Below are 6,158 nucleotides of genomic sequence, written 5' to 3' on the forward strand. Positions count from 1 at the left end.
CCAGCACCATCCGCACCGCGCGTTCGCGGACCTCAGGTGAATATCTGTTCGATGTCTTCCGCTTTTCCATTGCTCCATCCTACTCAAGAGTTGGAGCCTCCAGGATTCCCGGCGCGGTTCACCGCCTTCGTGGACCGTTATTTTGAGCACCCACGGTCCCAGCATGTGGAAAAACATGCCCGACACAATGAACACGCCGGCCGTCTTCTCAATCCGCGGCGACGACTGCATGCCATGGGCAAAACCGTGCTTCAGCCCGTGGCGCATTCCGGCAAAAAGCGTGAGGGTGGCATCGGTCAAGCGTTTCGTCGGATCGTGGCCGTCATAGACGGCGAAGCGCAGATCAAAGTACTTCTGGTACGGGATCGGTGTCGGCAGAGCCAGGAGCTTGACCAGGAACAGATGGTTGGTCGTGTAGGCTTGCCGCGTCGGCTCGAAATGGGCTGGCCCCTCCGCCATCGGCATCGGCATTTTCATGCTGCCGGACTGCGCGAAGGCTGGTCCGGCAGACACAGCGAGGATGCCTGCTACGATGAAATAAGGAGTGCGACTCACGTTCGTTCTCCTTGCCTGCGGATTTTGACCAAAAATTTTCAAGACAGAGATTGGCCAACCGGCCTATCTGATAGGAATATAATTCCAAAATACATGCCGTGGAAACAATTTCCGGTGATAAATGGGGTTTCATTTGAGCCAAAAAGATTGCTGCTTGCTCGAACGCTGCGCTGACTTGGCGAGGGGAGGTTCCGATGCCACTTCGGTCGCCGCGGTGGCGCCGAGTTTGGTTCTGTCGATAGGGGACACCCATTGGGCCAGATGATCTGGATCGTATGAAACGCTCCGCCGGTACGAATCAGGGTGCCGTATTCGGCGCCGAGTTCCCAACCATCCAGGGGATAGCAACCCGATCAGAGTACCAGCGCCGCAATCCCGTTGCCGCTGGAGAAGCCTGGTATGGCATCAACAGTTAATTCGGGCATTTTTACGATAAATTGGGATAATTTTTACGATCAATTTGGCACACAAATCCCACCACTGCGGGTGATTGCCTAAAAATTCCGGTCAATTAGGAAACGCGACAGAGGGCGTAAATCCCGACAGATCCGAAAATCGCAGAAGATATATTATGGAAAAAATACGCCGTGATCAGTCGCTGCCACGCCAGTCGTCGCGCACGGTCTGGCCGTCGACCTCCCAGTGATTGTCGTCCCGATAGTCGCTCGGCCAGTAATCGCCTTGGATGCCGGTTTCGGCCAAGGATTCACTTCGTCTTGGGATCAGGTCTTTCACGGCGATGCCGAAAATCATTCGATGAGTCACGGCCTATTCCTCTGCAATCCATTTGGTTACAGATAGAGACCGGAACCGTGGCGAAAAACCGGCCAATCGCCGCTTCCTTTGCGGCGCTGCATTGCGCCTATGGAGGAGATTGCGTCACCCTTCAGATAGTTGATCTTGAAAAGGCAGAGGCTGGGACTCGAAAACCTGGCGCACAAATTCTTGCAGATCCCCCACATCGCCCGCCTTTAATTTCGGATCACGAACGCACCCGCCCGCATCACCGGTTCGGCAGTGCCCGACGCCGCAATGCCGTCGACATCGATCTGCGCCGAACCAATCATCCAATCGACATGGATCATACTTTCATTGGCACCCTGCGCGGCGTCGCATCCGCCCTTCATGTTCAGCGCCAGCGCCTGACCGAGCGCGATATGGCTCGCGGCGTTCTCGTCGAACAGCGTGTTGCGGAAAATCAGCCCCGCGCGTGACACCGGCGATGCATCCGGCACCAGCGCCACCTCGCCGAGCCGCGACGCCCCTTCGTCGGTGTCGATCAGCGACTTGAACACATCTTCGCCCTTGCTTGCATGGACCTCCACGATGCGTCCGGCCTCGAATCGTACCGAAATCCCCTCGATCAGCACGCCGCCATACACCAGCGGCTTTGTTGCGGAAACAATGCCTTCCACATTGTTTTTGTGAGGCATGCTGAACACTTCCTCGGTCGGCATGTTGGGCAGGCACACCACGCCGTTGCACGCCTCGATCGCGCCACCAGCCCAAAGGTGATTCTCGGCGAGACCGACGCGCAAATCCGTTCCCGGCCCACGAAAATGCAGGGCCGCGAAGCGTTTGTTGTTCAGAATACCACACCGATCGAGCAATGACGCAGCATGGTCGCGCCATGCCTCGATCGGATCCGGCAGATCGACCCGCGTGACCGCGAAAATCGCATCCCATAATTTTGCCACCGCCTCGCCCTCGGCGATGTCAGGAAAAATCGCCCGCGCCCACGCGGGCGTCGCGAACGACAGAATCGACCAGTTGGTCGCAAAGCCGGAAAGCAGGTTGCGCACCGGCTTCATCGCCGCCGCCGCCGCGCGCTGCGCCCGGCCGATCCGCGCCGGATCGCAATCGGCAAGCAGCATCGGGTCCGAACCCACCACGGTCAGCATGGCGGCGCCGTTGCCGATCGCCTTCGCCATCGCCTCGCCCATCCAGGCCGGCGCGAAATCGAAGCTCTCATCCCCGGCATGCAGATAGCGCGCGCGCTGGGTCGCATCATCGGCAAAAAACGGCACGACCAGAGTTGCCCCGGCACGATAGGCGTGCTCGGCGATGCGCCGGACCAGCTCCTGCGCCTCGATCGGCGCATTGACGATGAGTTCCTGGCCCTTCTGCACATTGACGCCGATTTTCACTGCGATTTCCGCGAGTCGGCCAAGTTTTTTGTCTCTCGTCATGTCGCCTCCCCCTCGATGATCAGCCCGTCATACCCCGGCTCGATTCCGTCCGGCAGGGTGCCGCACAACGACGCATAATCCAGATCCGGCCCCATATGGGTGAGTATGGTGCGGCGCGGCCGGAGCGTTTCGGCCCATGCGAGCACCTGATCCAGATTGGCATGGGTCGGGTGCGGCGGCCCCTTGGTGAAACAATCGACGATCCAGGTATCGACCCCTTCGAGCAGAGCGAATTGATCCGCATCGAAGCGCATCACGTCGGGGCAATAGGCGACGCCGCCGATGCGGAGGCCGAGCGTTCGGGCAAACCCATGGTCCTGACCGATGATCGTCACCGGGAGGCCGCAAATCATATGGGTTTCGCCGGGGGCTACCCCATGCGTCTCGATCACCGGACGGAAGAATCCCGGCGGCTGCCAGGGCTTGAACGCATAATCGAAGCGCCGGCGTAGCTCGTCCCAGGTCTGCGCGTCGCTATAGGCTGGAATCGGGCCGTTCGCGATTCGGTTGAGAATGCGCACCTCGTCCAGCCCGGCGATGTGATCGGCATGGGCATGGGTGAATATGACGGCGTCGATCCGCCCGATCCGATTGTCGGTAAGCTGAAGGCGAAGCTCCGGCGCGGTGTCGACCAGGATGCGCCCCCCATCGCTTTCGATCAAGATGCTGGCGCGGGTCCGGCGATTACGCGGCTCGCCGGGATCGCAGATGCCCCATTCCCCGGCGCCGTCCGCGCCGCCGATCTGTGGCAACCCGGCCGAACCGCCGGTGCCGAGCAGGATGGTGCGGAACCTCATGCGGCCTTGGCGAACAAGCGGCGGAAATTCGCGGTGGTCAGTTCGGCCAGCACTGCCTCGCTCACCCCCTTCACCTCGGCGAGACGCTTCGCCGTATGCACGATGTGCGCCGGTTCGTTGCGTTTGCCGCGATACGGTACCGGCGCGAGATAGGGCGAATCGGTCTCGACCAGAAGCCGGTCCCCCGGAATGTCCCGCGCGATCTCGCGCAGTTCGGTCGATTTCGGGAAGGTCAGGATACCGGAGAACGACACGTAGCCGCCCAATGCCAGCGCACGCTCCGCCAACCGCCGTCCCGACGAAAAACAATGGAGCAGAAATGCGAATTTTTGTTCCGCATATTCGGCTTCGAGAATCGAGGCGATATCGTCATCCGCGTCGCGCGCGTGAATCGCGAGCGGCAGCCTGGCCATCTGGGCCGCCCGGATATGGGCGCGGAAATTCTCGGCCTGCACCTCGCGCGGCGCCCGATCGTAGAAATAATCGAGCCCCGATTCGCCGATGCCGATCACCTTGGGATGCACGGTCATCGCGGCGATCGTCTCGGGCGGCGGCACCGGCTCCTCCTCGCCCGCATGATGCGGATGCACCCCAACACAGGCCCAGATTTTTGCTCCGGCCTCGGCCATCGCAATCGCGCCGCGAGATTGCGATAAAGTTGTCCCGATGGTGACCATCTCAGCCACCCCCGCGGCATGGGCGCGGGCGATCACCTCGGGCCGCTCCGCCTCAGTGAAATAATCCAGATGGCAGTGAGAATCGATCAGCATAGCCGGGTTCTAACCTAGGATGGGCGGTATCGAAACCATGCAGGCCGCTTGACCGACCGGGGCCGCTCTGTCCATCTCCGGCACACGCCACGGAGCGCATAGGCCACGGAGACTGCGATGACCAAACCTGTAATGCTGACGATCCTCGATGGGTTCGGCTGGCGCGAGGACCGGGCGGACAACGCCGTCGCGCTTGCGAAAACGCCGAATTTCGACCGGCTCTGGCAAACCGCGCCGCACGCCTTCCTGCGCGCCTGCGGCCGCGATGTCGGGCTGCCGGACGGGCAGATGGGCAATTCCGAGGTCGGCCACACCAATATCGGCGCCGGGCGCGTGGTCATGCAGGAACTACCCCGGATCGACGCCGCAATCGAGGATGGCTCGCTCGACGGCAATGCCGATCTACGGCGTTTCGTCGCAGCGCTGAAAAAATCCGGCGGAGCGTGCCAGTTGGTCGGCCTGGTCTCGCCTGGCGGGGTTCACGCGCATCAGCGCCATATCGCGGCTCTGGCCCGCATGGTCGCCGATGCCGGCGTGCCGGTATTCGTCCACGCGATCACCGATGGCCGCGACACCCCGCCGCAAAGCGGTGCCGATTGCCTCGCTGATCTGATCGAAGCCCTGCCTAAAGGTGCCGCGATTGCCACACTCATCGGCCGCTATTACGCAATGGATCGCGATAAACGCTGGGACCGGGTGCAACAGGCCTATGATCTGTTCGTCGATGACAAAGGCGCCAGGGCGGACGATCCGGTCGCTGCCCTGCGCGCGAGCTACGACGACGGCATTACCGACGAATTCGTCAAGGCCCTGACAATCGACGATTTCCCCGGCATGAAGGACGGTGACGGTCTGCTCTGCGCCAATTTCCGCGCCGATCGGGTGCGGGAAATCCTGGCCGCCCTGCTCGATCCGGGATTCGACGGATTTCAGCGCAACCGGGTGGTGCGTTTCGCGGCGGCTCTCGGCATGGTTCCCTATTCCGACGATCTCGACAAATTCATGCACTGCCTGTTCCCGCCCGAACCGATGGAACACCTGCTCGGTGAAGTCGTGGCCGCCGCCGGCAAGCGGCAATTGCGCGCCGCCGAGACCGAAAAATACCCGCACGTCACCTATTTCCTGAACGGCGGCCGCGAAACGCCGTTCGAGGGCGAGGAGCGGATCATGGTGCCCTCGCCCAAGGTCGCGACCTATGATCTGCAACCCGAAATGTCGGCGCCCGAACTGACCGAGCGGGTGGTCGCGGCGATCGACGGCGGCACCTTCGATCTGCTCGTGCTGAATTACGCCAATCCCGACATGGTGGGCCATACCGGCGTGCTCGATGCCGCGATCAAGGCGGTCGAGACCGTCGATGCCGGGCTCGGCCGGATCGCCGCCGCGATCGAGGCCAAGGATGGTGCGATGATCGTCACCGCCGATCACGGCAATTGCGAATTGATGCGCGACCCGGAAACCGGCGGTCCGCACACCGCCCACACGCTTAACAAGGTGCCCATGCTACTGGTGGGTGCCCCGAACGGCACAAAATTGCGCGACGGCCGCCTCGCCGACTTGGCGCCCACGCTGCTCGCCCTGCTCGGTATCGAGCAGCCCGCCGCGATGACCGGCAAAAACCTGATGGAGGACGATGCGCGATAGAACCAGAGCCGGCCTAGTGTCCCGATTCGGACGTTCGTTGTGGTTCAAACCAGCGCCTTACGAAGGTCCGAATCGAAAGGACACTAGTACCCCGAGTCGCTCATAGTGCGGGGTATAGCCGCTTCAGTTTGATGCGGGCGTTTGCGGTGGTGAAGTGCCAGTTGGCCTTGACGTGATCCCTATTGCGGGTGCGCTCCCATGCG

The 6,158-nt window shown here is 61.7% G+C and carries 6 protein-coding genes; 1 reads left to right on the top strand and 5 read right to left on the bottom strand.

Annotation, left to right across the window (positions count from 1 at the left end; translation table 11 throughout):
- The 5 genes from L2A60_RS19560 to L2A60_RS19580 all read right to left on the bottom strand — a co-directional run.
- Positions 1–597: hypothetical protein (locus L2A60_RS19560; protein ID WP_235706136.1), on the bottom strand; the 597-nt coding region annotated here is incomplete at its 3' end.
- A gap of 549 nt (positions 598–1,146) precedes the next feature.
- Entirely contained in the window at positions 1,147–1,320 is a 174-nt protein-coding gene (locus L2A60_RS19565) for a hypothetical protein (RefSeq protein WP_235706137.1), read from the bottom strand.
- A 206-nt stretch (positions 1,321–1,526) separates the two neighbouring features.
- Positions 1,527–2,744, bottom strand: coding sequence for an aminopeptidase (locus L2A60_RS19570; RefSeq protein WP_235706138.1), 1,218 nt, complete (start codon positions 2,742–2,744; stop codon positions 1,527–1,529).
- Positions 2,741–3,541: an MBL fold metallo-hydrolase gene (locus tag L2A60_RS19575; RefSeq protein WP_235706139.1), complete on the bottom strand. Its 801-nt coding sequence runs from the start codon at positions 3,539–3,541 to the stop codon at positions 2,741–2,743. Before L2A60_RS19575 ends, L2A60_RS19570 begins: the two co-directional genes overlap by 4 nt.
- Positions 3,538–4,311 (bottom strand): TatD family hydrolase, encoded by a 774-nt coding sequence (locus L2A60_RS19580; RefSeq protein WP_235706140.1) that lies wholly within the window; start codon positions 4,309–4,311, stop codon positions 3,538–3,540. Before L2A60_RS19580 ends, L2A60_RS19575 begins: the two co-directional genes overlap by 4 nt.
- Positions 4,312–4,428: 117 nt before the next feature.
- On the opposite strand from L2A60_RS19580, the gene gpmI reads away from it, so the two are divergent.
- Positions 4,429–5,955: a 2,3-bisphosphoglycerate-independent phosphoglycerate mutase gene (gene gpmI / locus L2A60_RS19585; protein ID WP_235706141.1), complete on the top strand. Its 1,527-nt coding sequence runs from the start codon at positions 4,429–4,431 to the stop codon at positions 5,953–5,955.
- Positions 5,956–6,158 lie beyond the last annotated feature (203 nt).

Source organism: Acidiphilium iwatense, assembly GCF_021556475.1.
In the GTDB taxonomy this organism is placed as follows: domain Bacteria; phylum Pseudomonadota; class Alphaproteobacteria; order Acetobacterales; family Acetobacteraceae; genus Acidiphilium; species Acidiphilium iwatense.